The following is a 15,088-nucleotide window of genomic DNA, read 5'->3' on the forward strand; positions in this document are numbered from 1 at the left end:
ATGCTCAGCTATAACAATAGAAACTGCGAAGGTTTGCGGCAAGGCCACGAAGTTGTTGACATGTGACGCATTGGCCGCACAACCGGGCCGATAGGAGAGTGGGTTTTGCGGGAATTGGTACGGACCAATGACGTGGTGCTGGTCTCCGCCATCGGGGCGCTGCTCGACAGCGCTAACATCCATCATCTGGTGCTGGACCAGAACATGAGCATCATCGAGGGCTCGCTCGGCGTGCTGCCGCGGCGGATCCTGGTGCATGAGGACGACAACCACGAGGCCCGCCAGCTGCTGACCGATGCCGGCCTCGGCCACGAATTGCGGGCCGATGATTAGAGCGTTTCCAAGCGAGATGGACCCCGGTTCGCGTAAAGAAAACGCGTCAAAGAAGGAGTTTCCGGCCGCCGAGATCACCGAAGACGGATTCCTCGGTGGGCAGTTGCGCCTGCGGCAGCCGAAAGGCGGTCACCGTGCCGGCCATGACGCGATCCTGCTCGCCGCAGCAACCCCGGCCCGGTCAGGTGACCGCGTCGTCGATCTCGGCGCCGGCGTCGGCGCGGCAGGGCTCGCGGTGGCACGGCGGGTGAGGGGGATCGACCTCGTCCTGGTCGAGATCGACCCGGCAATGGCCGAGCTTGCCCGGAATAATGCCGGTGCCAACGCGATTATGGCCGAGGTGGTCATCCTCGATGTCGAAGCGGACGCGCCGGCCTTTGCCGCGGCCGGCCTTGCGCCCGACAGCGCGGATGTCGTGCTGATGAACCCGCCGTTCAACGATCCCTCCCGGCACCGCGCCTCGCCGGACGGCGTACGCGAGCGTGCCCACGTCGCGACCGCGACCACGCTGGCGAACTGGGTTCATGCCGCGCGGCGACTTCTCAGGTCGAACGGGCAGCTTGCGATGATCTGGCGCGCGGACGGGATTGCCGACGTGCTGGCGGCGCTGGACCGCGGCTTCGGCAGCCTCGAGCTGCTGCCGGTTCATGCTGACGCGACGTCGCCGGCGATCCGAATCCTGGTGCGGGCCACCAAGGGCGGCCGGGCGCCGACGCGGCTGCATGCCGCGCTGTTGCTCAATGATGGGGCAGGCGTGCCCAACAAATGGGTGCAGGAGATCTTGGCTGGAAAGGGAGAATTGCCGCTGGCGCGGCGCTGACGGGCCGCGGTACTGCCCGCGTCACTGGCACTAAATCACTGCGAAGCCGTTTCCGACTGGCGTTCCGGCGTCGATGTGAACCGGATCGCCGTCAGGAGCGTACCGATCAGCACAATCAGCAGATAGATCTTCATGAATTCCTCTCCGCCCGCGCGTTGCTTCCCCAATGACAAAATGCAAAACGCGTTCCACGGAAACCAATGACAGTGGCGTGATAAAAAGTGGTTAATTCGAGGTAACGGCATGAGTGAACAAATAAGTGATCGCCGCGGCCATTCCGGCGGACGTTCGGGACTGCTCGAACGCGTGCAAGGAATGTTGCCCGCACGTTTCCGGCGCGGCACGGCCGTGGTGCCGGTGGTGCGGCTGTCGGGCGTGATAGGCGCGGTGACGCCGCTGCGGCCCGGCATGACGCTCGCCGGCGTCGCCAAGATGCTGGAGCGCGCCTTTGGTACGCGGAATGCCAAGGCGGTGGCGCTGGTGATCAATTCGCCGGGCGGCTCGCCGGTGCAGTCGCGCCAGATCTATCTGCGCATCCGCCAACTGGCAGCCGAGAAGAAACTGCCGGTGCTGGTGTTCGCCGAGGACGTCGCGGCCTCCGGCGGCTACATGATCGCCTGCGCGGGCGACGAGATCTATTGCGATCCGTCCTCGATCCTCGGCTCGATCGGCGTGGTCGGCGGCAGCTTCGGCTTCCAGGAGGCGATCAAGAAGATCGGGGTCGAGCGGCGGCTGTATACGGCCGGCAGCCACAAGGCGATGCTCGATCCGTTCCTGCCCGAAAACCCCGACGACGTCGCCCGGCTGAAGACGATCCAGCGCGAGATCCATGCGACCTTCATCAACCTGGTGAAGCAGAGCCGCGGCAGCCGCCTGAAGGGGCCCGACGACGAGCTGTTCACCGGCGAGTACTGGGCGGGCGAGACCGCGGTTGGGCTCGGGCTTGCCGACGGCATTGGCGATCTCCGCGCGACCTTGCGGGCCCGCTATGGCGAGAAGGTGCTGACCCCGGTGATCGCACCCGCCAGCGGCATGCTGTCCGGCCTGCTCGGCCGGCGGGCGCCCGGGGCGGGCTCGCTGGCGGCGCTGGACGGCTTCGCGAGTTTGCCGGACGACCTGATCTCGGCGGTCGAGACGCGGGCGATTTGGGCCAGATTCGGGCTCTGAACACGCGGATTTGAGCGCGCCATTTAGCCCCAAAACCGCGATTGCGGCGCAGGCCGCCTTGCGCGACAATGAGGGTATTGGGGCCTGACAGACGTGAACGACAAGGATCGACCGATGCCGCCGCTGATTGCATTCGCAGGCGTCCTGGGTGGCCTGGCCGTGGTCCGCTGGGCATACAAGACGGCCGTCCGGATCAACCAGGAACTGGAAGAGGCGCGATTGTCCCGCGTGGCCGAGGCCTCGCGTGCGAGCGAAATCAAGACCCTGCGCCGCGACCCCGTGACCGGGGCGTATCGCCCGGGCTAGCAGCTTCAAATTCCGCAGATTGGCGGTGCCGGATTTTCCGGCATCGCCTTGATTCCATTGGCCGCCGCCGATACGGTCCCGCGCGTTTTCACACCCCCTCGCGAGATCGATTCCAACGATGGACGCCCTGCCTGACCACATGCGCCCGGAACGTTCGTTCCAGGGCTTCATCCTGGCCCTCCAGCGGTTCTGGGCCGAGCAGGGTTGCGTCATCCTGCAGCCCTACGACATGGAGATGGGCGCCGGCACCTTCCATCCCGCGACCACCTTGCGCGCGCTGGGCCCAAAACCCTGGAACGCGGCCTATGTGCAGCCCTCGCGGCGGCCGAAGGACGGCCGCTACGGCGAGAATCCCAACCGGATGCAGCACTACTACCAGTTCCAGGTGATCATGAAGCCGTCGCCGCCGAACCTTCAGGAGCTGTACCTGAAGTCGCTGGCCGCGATCGGGATCGATTCGGCGATCCACGACATCCGCTTCGTCGAGGACGATTGGGAGAGCCCGACGCTGGGCGCCTGGGGCCTCGGCTGGGAGTGCTGGTGCGACGGCATGGAAGTTTCGCAGTTCACTTACTTCCAGCAGGTCGCCGGCGTCGAATGTGCGCCGGTCGCGGGCGAACTCACCTACGGGCTCGAGCGGCTCGCGATGTATGTGCAGGGCGTCGACCGCGTCTACGACCTCAACTTCAACGGCCGCGAAGGCGCCGAGAAGGTCACCTATGGCGACGTCTTCCTGCAGGCCGAGCAGGAATATTCGCGGCACAATTTCGAATACGCCGACACCGCGATGCTGTTCGAGCAGTTCAGGATGGCGGAAGAGGCCTGCCGCAAATATCTCGCCGCCGGCTGGCGTGACGGTGGCAATCAAAAGGAACATCTGATGGCCTTGCCGGCCTACGACCAGTGCATCAAGGCGAGCCACGTGTTCAACCTGCTCGACGCCCGCGGCGTCATCTCGGTGACCGAGCGGCAGAGCTATATCGGGCGTGTGCGCGACCTGGCGAAGGCCTGCGGCGAAGCTTGGATCCACACTGAAACGGGCAGGGCGGTCTGATGCCCGATCTTCTCCTCGAACTGTTCTCCGAAGAAATTCCCGCGCGCATGCAGGCCAAGGCGGCCGACGATCTGCGCCGCATGGTGACCGACAAGCTCGTCGCCGAAGGCCTCGTCTATGAGGGCGCCAAGGCATTCGCCACCCCGCGTCGCCTGGCGCTGACCGTGCACGGGATTCCCGCGCGCCAGCCGGACCTGAAGTCTGAGCGTCGCGGCCCGAAGATCGGCGCCCCCGATGGGGCGGTGCAGGGCTTTCTGAAAGCGACCGGTCTGAAGTCGCTGGATGAAGCAAAGATCCAGAAAGATGCGAAGGGCGACTTCTACATCGCGCTGATCGAGAAGCCGGGCCGTGCCGCGATCGACGTCATCGCCGAAATCCTGCCGGTGATCATCCGCACCTTCCCCTGGCCGAAATCGATGCGCTGGGGCGCGCGCTCCGCCAAGTCAGGCTCGCTGTCCTGGGTCCGGCCGCTGCATTCGATCATTGCGACCTTCGGTCTGGAGACCGAGGAGCCCGATGTCGTGAAATTCTCGGTCGACGGCATCGAGGCCGGGCAGACCACCTACGGCCATCGCTTCATGGCGCCGGGTGCGATCCCGGTGCGCCGCTTCGAGGACTACGAGGCCAAGCTGAAGGCCGCCAAAGTCATCCTCGATCCGCAGGCGCGCAAGGACATCATCGTCGAGGACGCCAAGGAGCTGGCGTTCGCGCAGGGCCTCGAACTGGTCGAGGACCAGGTGCTGGTCGATGAGGTCTCCGGTCTCGTCGAATGGCCCGTTGTGATGATGGGATCGTTCGAGAAGGAATTCTTGGTCATCCCGGACGAAGTGATCCGCGCCACCATCCGCAACAACCAGAAGTGCTTCGTGGTCAGGGATCCCAAGACGGGGAAGCTGACCAACAAGTTCGTGCTGACCGCCAACATCGAGGCGCCCGACGGCGGCAAGACCATCGTCGCCGGCAATGAGCGCGTGATCCGCCCGCGGCTGTCGGATGCGAAGTTCTTCTACGAGACTGATCTGAAGACGAAACTCGAGGACCGGCTGCCGAAATTCGAGCAGATCGTGTTCCACGAGAAGCTCGGGACGCAGGCGGAGCGCATCAAGCGCATCGAGGCGTTGGCAGCCGAGATCGCGCCGCTGGTCGGCGCCGATGTCGAGAAGACAAAACGCGCCGCGCGTCTCGCCAAGGCGGATTTGCTGACCGAAGTGGTCGGCGAATTCCCCGAGCTTCAGGGCCTGATGGGCAAATACTACGCGCTGGCGCAGGGTGAGGATGCGTCCGTTGCCGCCGCGAGCGAGGAGCACTGGAAGCCGCAGGGGCCGACCGATCGCGTGCCGACCGATCCGGTGAGCATTGCAGTGGCGCTGGCGGACAAGTTCGACACGCTGGCTGGATTCTGGGCAATCGATGAGAAGCCGACGGGATCGAAGGATCCGTACGCGTTGCGCCGCGCGGCGCTGGGCGCAATCAGGCTGATCGTCGAGAACACGTTGCGCCTGCCGATCCTGAAGACGGCCAAATCGGCCTTGCGCGGACTGTCGGTCGAGGCCGATGCCGAGACGTTGCCGAACGATCTGCTCGCTTTCTTCGCCGACCGCCTGAAGGTCCAGCTCCGCGACCAGGGCGCGCGGCATGATCTCGTCGATGCCGTGTTCTCGCTTGGCGGTCAGGACGATCTGCTGCTCGTCGTTCGCCGCGTGGAAGCGCTCGGCAAATTCCTCGACAGTGACGACGGCAAGAACCTGCTCGCCGGCACCAAGCGCGCCAGCAACATCCTCAGCATCGAGGAGAAGAAGGACAAGCGCACGTTCGACGGTGCGCCGGACGCTGCGCTCTACAAGCTGGATGAAGAGAAGGCGCTCGCGAAAGCGATCGATCAGGTGAAGGCCGAGGCCTCCGCCGCGGTCGCCAAGGAAGACTTCGCCGCCGCGATGAGCGCGATGGCGAAGCTGCGGCCTGCGGTCGATGCGTTCTTCGACAAGGTCAAGGTCAACGATGACGATCCGAAGGTGCGCGAAAACCGTCTGAAGCTGCTCAACGAGATCCGTGCCGCGACGCGCGCGGTGGCGGATTTCTCCAGGATCGAGGGCTGACCGATGGATCGCGCAACGCTCGCCGCTTACGACAAGGAGGCGGCGGCGTTTGCGCAGGACTGGCACGACCAGCCGGCCCCTCGCGATCTGCAGGAGATCGTCGGGCAATTCTTCATCAAGGGCGGCGCGACCGCCGATATCGGCTGCGGCAGCGGCCGCGAGGTGGCGTGGCTGAATGCCAACGGCTTTCCGGCGGAGGGCTTTGATGCCTCCGAGGGCCTGCTTGCGGAAGCTCGCGCCCGCTATCCGGCGCTGCGCTTTGCGCGTGCCGAACTGCCGGAGCTTTCCGGCATCGCGGCCTGTAGCTTCGACAATGTGCTGTGCGAGACCGTGATCATGCACCTCGACCACGCGCTGATCGCGCCGTCGGTCCGCCGCATGCTCGAACTCGTGAAGCCCGGCGGCGTGCTCTATCTGAGCTGGCGTGTTACAGAAGGCGACGACGCGCGCGATGCGCATGGGCGGCTCTATGCCGCCTTCGATGCGGCGCTGGTGCGCACTGAACTGGCGGCGGCTGAACTGCTGCTCGATACAGAGGTCGTCAGCGCGTCCTCCGGAAAGGTCATTCACCGCGTCATTGCCCGGAAGCGCAACTAGCCATCTTTGGAAATATTTCGACACAATTTGCAATTTGTTAACCATGCCCTGCGAAGGTCCTGGCGGATCAACGATTTCTTAAGAAGTCGCCCCTCGCGCCAATGCAGGGACCTCCCCGATGACCTCGATCGGCACCTCGCCCAATCCCTACGCCCAATATGGCTCGGCCTATGCGCGGGCCGCCGCGACACCCTCGCTGGCGGCGACCCTGTCGGGTGACGGCACCGCCGGCGATCTTTCGGCCTCCCTGACTTCGGGGGCTGCAACCAACCTCACGCTGTCGGACGCCGCCCGCGCGCGGCTCGCCAAGGCGCTGCCGGATTTCGCGACCGTCACCAGCGATGCGCGCACGACGCTCGATCGGCTCTATACGGTCGCGGGGGTGAAGAAGCCGATCGTCGACGGCAAGACCACGATCGATCTCTCGACGCTGGACCGCCGCTCGCTGTTTGCGATTTCGACCAACAATGGCGGCAAGTTCACGCCGGACGAGCAGGCGGTCGCCGCGACCGAACTGAAGCAGCGCTTCGACAAGGCCCTGGCGCCGTCGCTTGCGACCACGCGCCTGACCGGCGACTACAGCGTCAGCTACAAGGCGGCGCTCGACTATCTCGATGGCGCCAGCGACGAGGAGAAGGCCACCGCGACCTGGGCCAGCCAACGCGCTGCGGTGCTGAAAGGCTATCAGGCGACGCAGCAGGATCCCAACAAGGCGCCAAGTGGGATCACGGGCGATCCGATCGCCGCCGCGCTGGCCGGGACCGCCCCGCCCACGACCGGCAATGCGCGCGACTTCTCCAGCGTGGCGAGCGACGTGCGCGCCTTCCTCGACCGGCAGAAGAGCGAGGCGGCGAAGAGCGGCAAGGAGCTGGTCTACGATCCCAGGCGCAAGACCGGACAGCTTGCCGATTTGTCCTCGCTGGACAACCGCTCGCTGTCGGCGATCTCGCTGAACCAGGACAAGAAGTTTTCCGGCGAGGAGATCTTCGCGGCCAAGCAGGAACTCAACACGCGGACCCGTCTTGCCGTGCTCGACGCGCTGAAGCAGAGCCAGTCGGCCGGCGATCCGCGCCAGTTCTCACTCGGCATCCTCAAGAAATATTCCTCGATGAGTGCAGAGGAGCGGCAGGCGGCCAACTGGACGAAGGATTTCCAGGACGCCGCGGTCAAGAGCTACAAGTCGACCTCGACGCTGCTCTCGATCCTGAAATCGTAAGCCGAGGAAGATGAGTTGGATCGAATTGGTTCGACCACGCACTTGCTTCACCTCTCCCCGTGGGGAGAGGTCGATTTGCGAAGCAAATCGGGTGAGGGGCCGCTGCTCTAACGAGGCACCGCAACCCTTCACCCGGCGCTACGCGCCGACCTCTCCCAAAGGAGAGCTGAACCTCCGCCGTTGATCCAGCTCACCCATCACGCTTCCAGAGTTCATCGCAACACGACGGAAAAGCCCCGCCCGGTGGGGAAGGCCGGGCGGGGCTTTCTGGTCCGGTCGATCTGCGCGCACATCCGCTTGCGCGGCGCCCGGACTGTCGTTCAGGCTACCGACCGGACTGTCGTTCAGGCTACCGAGTTGACGCAGGCCTACTCGACCACCTGAACGATCCGTCGCGAGCGCGGCTCGACCAGAACGGTCTCACCATTCACGACGGTGTAGCGATAGGGCGTCGCGCCGAACCGTTGCGGCACGTCGTAATAGGTCACGCCGGCGTCCGGCAGCACGGTGCCGACCACGACCCGATCCGTAACGGTGTAGTTCGGTACGCGCTCGCGCACGATGTATTCGCGGAATGCCGGGCGCTGCTCGATCGCAATGCCTTCGTCATCCTCGACTGCAACCGGCGGGCCTCCGCGGACAACGCCAACGGTCTGGGCCTGTGCGGCAACAGCCGGCACCGTGATCGCAGCAGCGACCGCTGCAACGGCAAGTATCCTGTTTCGCATGGCTCGCTCCATTCTCTTGCGGCGCGCCGGCCTTCGCCGATGCGCATGGCGAGCCAATGCAGCTGACGTGGTGATGTTCCGGAAAAGTCGCCGCCACATACGCGGCAATTTGGGGCAATTTTCGTGAGTTGCGGGAACCTGTTGCTATGCCAGACGTCTTGATGTGGGGAACCTCCTCGGCGGATAAACTGCCGCTCGATTCGCACCTCCAAAAACTGCCGGAGAAAACTTCAATGACCATCACTGCTGGGCATCTGCCTGCTATCGTCGCTCTGGCTGCAGGCGTCCTGATCCTGATCATGCCGCGGCTCCTCAACTATATCGTCGCGATCTACCTGATCTTCGTCGGGCTCGTGGGGATGGGCCTGCTGCGCTGGCTGCACCTGTAGCGGGAAAGCGGGGTTTCGCGGCTTGCGCGGAACCCCCCAAAATGGTGTAAGGCGCGCATCTTCGACCCCTCCTTCCGGATTGTTGTCTGACATGGCCAAAGCCGTCGCGAAGTCCAAGAAACCTGCTGCGAAAACTGCTGACAAAACAGCAGCGAAATCAAAGCCCTCGGCCGCCGCCCGCAAGGCCGCGCCGGCGCGCAAGGCGCTGAAGAAGAGCGCTCTGAAGGCGGCGCCGAAAGCCGCCGCCAAACCGGCCGCAAAGCCCGCCAGCAAGGCGCCGGCGAAGGCGGTGGCTGCGCCGAAGAAGGCTGCCCCGGTTGCGATCAAGGCCGGCAAGTGGGTCTATACGTTCGGCGACGGCAAAGCCGAGGGCCAGGCGACCCTGCGCGACTTGCTCGGCGGCAAGGGCGCCAACCTGGCGGAAATGGCCAATCTCGGCCTCCCGGTGCCTCCCGGTTTCACCATACCGACCTCGGTCTGCACCTACTTCTACGATCACGACAAGACGTATCCGAAGGAATTGAAAGCACAGGTTGAGAAGGCGCTCGACTATGTCGGCAAGCTGACCGGCAAGACCTTCGGCGACGCCAAGAACCCGCTGCTGGTCTCGGTGCGCTCGGGGGCGCGCGCCTCGATGCCGGGCATGATGGACACCGTGCTCAATCTCGGCCTCAACGACCGCACTGTCGAAGCGCTCGCCGAACTCTCCGGCGACCGCCGCTTCGCCTATGACAGCTACCGCCGTTTCATCACGATGTATTCGGACGTGGTGCTCGGCTTCGAGCATCATCATTTCGAGGATATCCTCGACACCTTCAAGGACGGCCAGGGCTATTCGCTCGACACCGACCTCACCGGCGACGACTGGGTCGAGCTGGTCGGCAAGTACAAGGAGGCGGTGGCCAAGGAGACCGGCCACGAGTTCCCGCAGGATCCGCACGACCAGCTGTGGGGCGCGATCGGCGCCGTGTTCTCATCCTGGATGAACGCCCGCGCGGTGACCTATCGCAAGCTGCACGACATTCCGGAGTCGTGGGGCACCGCGGTCAACGTGCAGGCGATGGTGTTCGGCAACATGGGCGAGACCTCGGCGACCGGCGTTGCGTTCACGCGCAACCCGTCGACCGGCGAGAGCAAGCTCTACGGCGAGTTCCTGATCAACGCCCAGGGCGAGGACGTCGTCGCCGGCATCCGCACGCCGCAGGACATCACCGAAGAGGCGCGTCAGGAGAGCGGCTCCGACAAGCTGTCGATGGAAGCCGCGATGCCGCACGCGTTCAAGGAGCTGACGCGGATCTACACGCTGCTCGAGAAGCACTACCGCGACATGCAGGACATGGAGTTCACGGTCGAGCAGGGCAAGCTGTGGATGCTGCAGACCCGCGGCGGCAAGCGTACCGCCAAGGCTGCGCTGCGCATCGCGGTCGAGCTCGCCAATGAGGGCCTGATCTCGCGCAAGGACGCGGTGACGCGGATCGATCCCGCTTCGCTCGACCAGCTGCTGCACCCGACCATCGATCCCGCCGCCAAGCGCGACGTGATCGCGACCGGCCTGCCGGCATCGCCCGGTGCGGCCTCGGGCGAGATCGTGTTCTCGTCGGATGAAGCCGCCAAGCTGCAGGCCGACGGGCGTAAGGTGATTTTGGTCCGCATCGAGACCAGCCCGGAAGACATCCACGGCATGCACGCCGCGGAAGGCATCCTCACCACCCGCGGCGGCATGACCTCGCACGCGGCGGTGGTCGCGCGCGGCATGGGCAAGCCCTGCGTCTCCGGCTGCGGCACCATCCGTGTCGACTACGGCCGCGGCACCATGAGCATCGGTTCGCGCACCTTCAAGACCGGCGATGTCATCACCATCGACGGCTCGGTCGGCCAGGTGCTGGCCGGCCGCATGCCGATGATCGAGCCGGAACTGTCCGGCGAGTTCGGCACGTTGATGGGTTGGGCCGACGAGGTCCGCAAGCTCGGCGTCCGCGTCAACGGCGACACGCCCGATGACGCGCGCACCGCGGTGAAGTTCGGCGCCGAAGGCATCGGCCTCTGCCGCACCGAGCACATGTTCTTCGAGGAGACCCGTATCCGCACCGTGCGCGAGATGATCCTCTCCGAGGACGAGCAGTCGCGCCGCGCCGCGCTGTCGAAGCTGTTGCCGATGCAGCGCGCCGACTTCGTCGAGCTGTTCGAGATCATGAAGGGCCTGCCGGTCACGATCCGCTTGCTCGACCCGCCGCTGCACGAGTTCCTGCCGCATACCCAGGCCGAGATCGAGGAAGTGGCGCGCGCCATGAACACCGATCCGCGCAAGCTCGCCGACCGCGCCCGCGAACTGTCCGAGTTCAACCCGATGCTCGGCTTCCGCGGCTGCCGTCTCGCGATCGCCTATCCGGAGATTGCGGAGATGCAGGCGCGCGCGATCTTCGAGGCGGCCGTCGAGGCCGGCAAGCGCACCGGCAAGCCGGTCGGCCTCGAGGTGATGGTGCCGCTGATCGCGACCAAGGCCGAGTTCGATCTGGTCAAGGCGCGGATCGATGCCACCGCAGGTGCGGTGATGAAGGAAACCGGCGTCAAGCTGACCTACCAGGTCGGCACCATGATCGAGCTGCCGCGCGCCTGCCTGATGGCCGGCCAGGTGGCCGAGACCGCGGAGTTCTTCTCGTTCGGCACCAACGACCTGACGCAGACCACCTACGGCATCAGCCGCGACGACGCCGCGAGCTTCCTCGGCACCTATGTCGCCAAGGGCATTCTCGCGATCGATCCGTTCATCTCGGTCGATCGCGACGGTGTCGGCGAGCTGGTCAAGATCGGCGTCACGCGTGGCCGCAAGACCCGGCCGAGCCTCAAGGTCGGGATCTGCGGCGAGCACGGCGGCGATCCCGCCTCGGTCGCGTTCTGCCACGAGGTCGGGCTCGACTACGTCTCGTGCTCGCCCTATCGCGTGCCGATCGCGCGCCTCGCCGCCGCGCAGGCCGCGCTCGGCAAGGAGATCGCCAGCCAGGCGTGAGCGATCGATCGGGTTCAGATAATGCAGAGGCCGGGACCACGTCCCGGCCTCTTTGTTTAGCGCCCTCAATAGCCACCGTCATTGCGAGCGGAGCGAAGCAATCCATCGTGCCGGTTGTGCGGAAAGAATGGATTTCTTCGTCGCTGCCGCTCCTCGCAATGACGGCTGAGGGACGGGTAACGTCTCGTTCACCATCTCCGTTGATCCGTTGTTTACGACTTTCATGCGCCGCGCATTTACCAATGCGAGTGATACGGCGCGCGCTGCGCACGCGATCGCTTGAGTGTAGCGCGCTTGCAACGCCGATTAACTCCGCGGCAACCTAAACAGATTAGCAACGGAAAAGGTCGAATTGCGCGGATGTACCGCGTTCGATTGCACTCAGTAAGCGTTGCGTGAGCGTACGATGTTTGTGTCGCGTAACCAGCCGAAGGGCGCCCGTCTCGCGCTCTTCGGTCTCGGTCTTTGCATCTTCGCACTGATGCCGACCGAGATCGGATATCAGGATATTGCCTCGCTCCTGGCCCGGCAGCCCGGCGTTGCCGAGCGCTGGCAGAAGCGCGTCTTCGCGTCCGCGGTCGGCTCCATCCAGGTCGCGACCTACAGCTTCGGCCGTCCGATCGGAACCTCCGCGCCGCAGGACCCGCAAATCCTGCTCGCGAGGCTGGACTCCAGCGCCGACGTCACCGGCGCTGTCACTCGCAATCCGATCACCACGCCGCCGCCGCGCTATCAGGCATCCGATTTTCCCAAGGTCGATCGCACCTTGAAGGGCGATCGTCTCGTCGTCAGGCGGCCGGATCAGGTCGAACCCGCGGAGCCTGCAAGCGCGGCTCCTTCGAACGAGGATCCCGCGACATCGAATTCGTCGGTCAGGGGCATGAAGACCGCGGCTGCGACGAGCGGCGGCGCACTTGCCGACAACGCACCGCTCGATCCGGAATTGCAGGAGGCGCTGCGCGCGCCGCCGCTGCCGCAATATGCCAAGCCGTCGCCGCAGCAATCCGACGTGTCGATGTCGCTCGAGGCCAACCCGCTCGACGACCTGAAGCCTGCGCCTGGGAAACCTGCGGCGGCGCCTGCCGATGCGGCGCACGAGCGCGACCCGTTTGCATTCAAGACCGCCAGCCTGTTCTTCGGCTCGTCGCTCGGCACGCCGGAAAATCTCGAGCGCTGGCAACCCGGTGAGGCGCCGGTCGTCGTGCAGCCGGCCGCTCAGCCCGATCCCGACATGAAGGTGATGGCGTCACTGCCGGTCGATGCCGACGGTCCGGTCAAGGCCGGCGAGATGGGCGAGAGCATCGCACCGAAGGGCGAGGTCAACGTCGACGACCAGCACACCAAGACGCCGGCGGAACGGCTCGGCCTGTTCGACACGAAGTCGCGCGCCAAGTCGGAGAAGTGCCTGTCGGAAGCCGTCTACTTCGAGGCGCGCGGCGAAGCGGTGCGCGGCCAGATCGCGGTCGCGCAGGTGGTGCTGAACCGCGCCTTCTCCGGCAAATATCCGGAGACGGTGTGCGGCGTGGTCTACCAGAACAAGAACCGTCACTACGCCTGTCAGTTCACCTTCGCCTGCGACAACATCCCTGATGTCGTCCGCGAGCCCGACATGTGGGACCGTGCGAAGAAGATCGCGAAGGCGATGCTCGACGGCAAATTGTGGCTGCCGGAAGTCGACCGCTCGACCCACTACCACGCCTATTGGGTGCGGCCGTCCTGGGTCAGCGAAATGAAGAAGACGTACAAGTTCGGCGTCCACACCTTCTATCGCCCGCGCGCCTGGGGCGACGGCAGCGATGCGCCGAGCTGGGGCAGCGCTGCCGAGACCGCCAAGATATCGGCGCAGCTCGCCGAGGCCGCCCGGAGCTCGGCCGAGCAGGCCAGCGCCAAGCGGTAGCGCGGTCGGCTTCCTGTTCCGGGTGCGATGTGCCCCGGAATGACGCTCGTCATCCTCTCGGATTCTGCAGGGCAGCCTTGCAGGCGAATATTTTTCTCCCGCCCCTCTTGGGGTTTTCATGCATATGCATTAACTCCTGGTAACGTTCGGCGGGGCCGGTTCCCCGGGCGGCAGATCCGGGGGAAGACGACATGGCTGTTACGGCAGGAGATCTCCGACCGGCGTCCGGCACCTGGCGCACGCCGCTTGTGATCATCGTGTGCGGCTGTGCGATCGCGCTGCTGAGCTTCGGACCGCGCTCCAGCCTTGGCTTCTTCGTGCAGCCGATGGGCCGCGAGTTTGCCTGGGGCCGCGACGTGTTCGGCCTTGCCATCGCGCTGCAGAACCTGCTGTGGGGCCTCGGCCAGCCGATCGCAGGCGCCATTGCCGACCGCTTCGGGCTGCTGCGCGTCATGATCGTCGGTGCGCTGCTGTACGCCGCCGGCCTGCTGCTGATGCGCTACTCGACCAGCTCATTGTCGCTCGACATCAGCGCCGGCGTGCTGATCGGTTTCGGCCTGTCGGGCTCGTCGTTTAATCTGGTGCTGGCAGCGTTCAGCAAGCTGTTGCCGCCGGAAAAGCGCGGCATCGCGCTGGGCGCCGGCACCGCCGCAGGCTCGTTCGGCCAGTTCCTGTTTGCGCCGTTCGGCGTCGCCCTGATCGACAATTTCGGCTGGCAGACCGCGCTCGTGGTGTTCAGCGCGCTGATGCTGCTGATCCTGCCGCTCTCGCTCGCGCTCGCGACGCCGCCTGCGGCGACGAAGGATGTGGCGCCCGCCGATCAGCAATCGTTCAGGACGGCGCTGGCGGAGGCGTTCGGCCATCGCTCCTACGTGCTGCTGGTGCTCGGCTTCTTCACCTGCGGCTTTCAGCTCGCCTTCATCACCATCCATCTGCCCGCCTATCTGGCGGACCGCGGCATTCCGGCGACGACAGGCGGTTGGGTGGTCGCCGCGATCGGCCTGTTCAACATCGTCGGCTCGCTCAGCGTCGGCTGGCTGCAGAACTTCTTTCCGAAGCGCTATTTGCTCTCGGTGATCTATTTTTCACGCGCGCTGGCGACGGTCGCCTTCATCTCCTTCCCGGTGACGCCGTTCTCGGCCATCGCGTTCGGCGCGGTCTCCGGGCTGCTGTGGCTGTCGAGCGTGCCCCCAACCTCGGCGCTGGTGGCGCTGATGTTCGGCACCCGCTGGTTCTCCACCCTCTACGGCTTCGCCTTCGTCAGCCATCAGGTCGGCGGCTTCCTCGGTGTCTGGCTCGGTGGTGTCGTGTTCGAGCAGTTCGGTTCCTACACCCCGATCTGGTGGCTGTCGGTGCTGTTCGGCGTGCTGTCAGCCCTGATCAACCTGCCGATCGTCGAGGCTCCCGTCGCACGCCCGGTTGCGCAGCCTGCCTGATGGGTTAAACACTCCCCCGAAACCAAGATACGGGGAGTGCTC

13 protein-coding genes are annotated in these 15,088 nt (G+C 65.3%); 12 read left to right on the forward strand and 1 reads right to left on the reverse strand.

Annotation, left to right across the window (positions count from 1 at the left end):
- Nucleotides 1-105: 105 nt before the first annotated feature.
- The 8 genes from ACTUWL_RS24730 (at nucleotide 106) to ACTUWL_RS24765 (ending at nucleotide 7,589) form a co-directional block, all read left to right on the forward strand.
- A complete protein-coding gene (locus tag ACTUWL_RS24730) occupies nucleotides 106-333 on the forward strand; it encodes a putative signal transducing protein (RefSeq protein WP_021080019.1) in 228 nt (75 codons plus the stop codon).
- 16 nt (nucleotides 334-349) lie between these two features.
- Entirely contained in the window at nucleotides 350-1,153 is an 804-nt protein-coding gene (locus ACTUWL_RS24735; RefSeq protein WP_021080018.1) for a tRNA1(Val) (adenine(37)-N6)-methyltransferase, read from the forward strand.
- A gap of 243 nt (nucleotides 1,154-1,396) precedes the next feature.
- Nucleotides 1,397-2,320, forward strand: coding sequence for a S49 family peptidase (locus ACTUWL_RS24740; protein WP_021080016.1), 924 nt, complete (start codon nucleotides 1,397-1,399; stop codon nucleotides 2,318-2,320).
- A gap of 114 nt (nucleotides 2,321-2,434) precedes the next feature.
- Nucleotides 2,435-2,626, forward strand: a complete 192-nt coding sequence (locus ACTUWL_RS24745; protein WP_021080015.1) for a hypothetical protein — start codon at nucleotides 2,435-2,437, stop codon at nucleotides 2,624-2,626.
- A 118-nt stretch (nucleotides 2,627-2,744) separates the two neighbouring features.
- Complete coding sequence (locus ACTUWL_RS24750) at nucleotides 2,745-3,680, forward strand: glycine--tRNA ligase subunit alpha (RefSeq protein WP_021080014.1); 936 nt, start codon at nucleotides 2,745-2,747, stop codon at nucleotides 3,678-3,680.
- Complete coding sequence (gene glyS / locus ACTUWL_RS24755) at nucleotides 3,680-5,776, forward strand: glycine--tRNA ligase subunit beta (protein WP_021080013.1); 2,097 nt, start codon at nucleotides 3,680-3,682, stop codon at nucleotides 5,774-5,776. Before ACTUWL_RS24750 ends, glyS begins: the two co-directional genes overlap by 1 nt.
- Nucleotides 5,777-5,779: 3 nt before the next feature.
- Nucleotides 5,780-6,373: a class I SAM-dependent methyltransferase gene (locus tag ACTUWL_RS24760; RefSeq protein ID WP_021080012.1), complete on the forward strand. Its 594-nt coding sequence runs from the start codon at nucleotides 5,780-5,782 to the stop codon at nucleotides 6,371-6,373.
- Nucleotides 6,374-6,491: 118 nt separating this feature from the next.
- Nucleotides 6,492-7,589: a hypothetical protein gene (locus ACTUWL_RS24765; protein WP_021080011.1), complete on the forward strand. Its 1,098-nt coding sequence runs from the start codon at nucleotides 6,492-6,494 to the stop codon at nucleotides 7,587-7,589.
- Between the two features lie 368 nt (nucleotides 7,590-7,957).
- Here the strand turns inward: ACTUWL_RS24765 and ACTUWL_RS24770 are convergent, their stop codons facing one another.
- Nucleotides 7,958-8,317 (reverse strand): DUF1236 domain-containing protein, encoded by a 360-nt coding sequence (locus tag ACTUWL_RS24770; protein WP_021080010.1) that lies wholly within the window; start codon nucleotides 8,315-8,317, stop codon nucleotides 7,958-7,960.
- Between the two features lie 233 nt (nucleotides 8,318-8,550).
- Between ACTUWL_RS24770 and ACTUWL_RS24775 the strand changes: the two genes are divergently transcribed.
- The 4 genes from ACTUWL_RS24775 to ACTUWL_RS24790 all read left to right on the forward strand — a co-directional run bounded on the left by ACTUWL_RS24775 (nucleotide 8,551) and on the right by ACTUWL_RS24790 (nucleotide 15,046).
- On the forward strand, nucleotides 8,551-8,706 hold the full coding sequence (locus ACTUWL_RS24775) for a DUF3096 domain-containing protein (protein ID WP_021080009.1): 156 nt from the start codon (nucleotides 8,551-8,553) through the stop codon (nucleotides 8,704-8,706).
- A 91-nt stretch (nucleotides 8,707-8,797) separates the two neighbouring features.
- On the forward strand, nucleotides 8,798-11,713 hold the full coding sequence (gene ppdK, locus ACTUWL_RS24780; protein ID WP_021080008.1) for a pyruvate, phosphate dikinase: 2,916 nt from the start codon (nucleotides 8,798-8,800) through the stop codon (nucleotides 11,711-11,713).
- A gap of 406 nt (nucleotides 11,714-12,119) precedes the next feature.
- Nucleotides 12,120-13,610: a cell wall hydrolase gene (locus ACTUWL_RS24785; protein ID WP_021080007.1), complete on the forward strand. Its 1,491-nt coding sequence runs from the start codon at nucleotides 12,120-12,122 to the stop codon at nucleotides 13,608-13,610.
- Between the two features lie 191 nt (nucleotides 13,611-13,801).
- Nucleotides 13,802-15,046 carry an MFS transporter gene (locus tag ACTUWL_RS24790; RefSeq protein ID WP_021080006.1) on the forward strand — a complete coding sequence of 415 codons (1,245 nt, stop codon included), beginning with the start codon at nucleotides 13,802-13,804 and terminating at the stop codon, nucleotides 15,044-15,046.
- The last annotated feature ends 42 nt before the right edge of the window (nucleotides 15,047-15,088 follow it).

The organism is Bradyrhizobium sp. WCU1 (assembly GCF_053474805.1).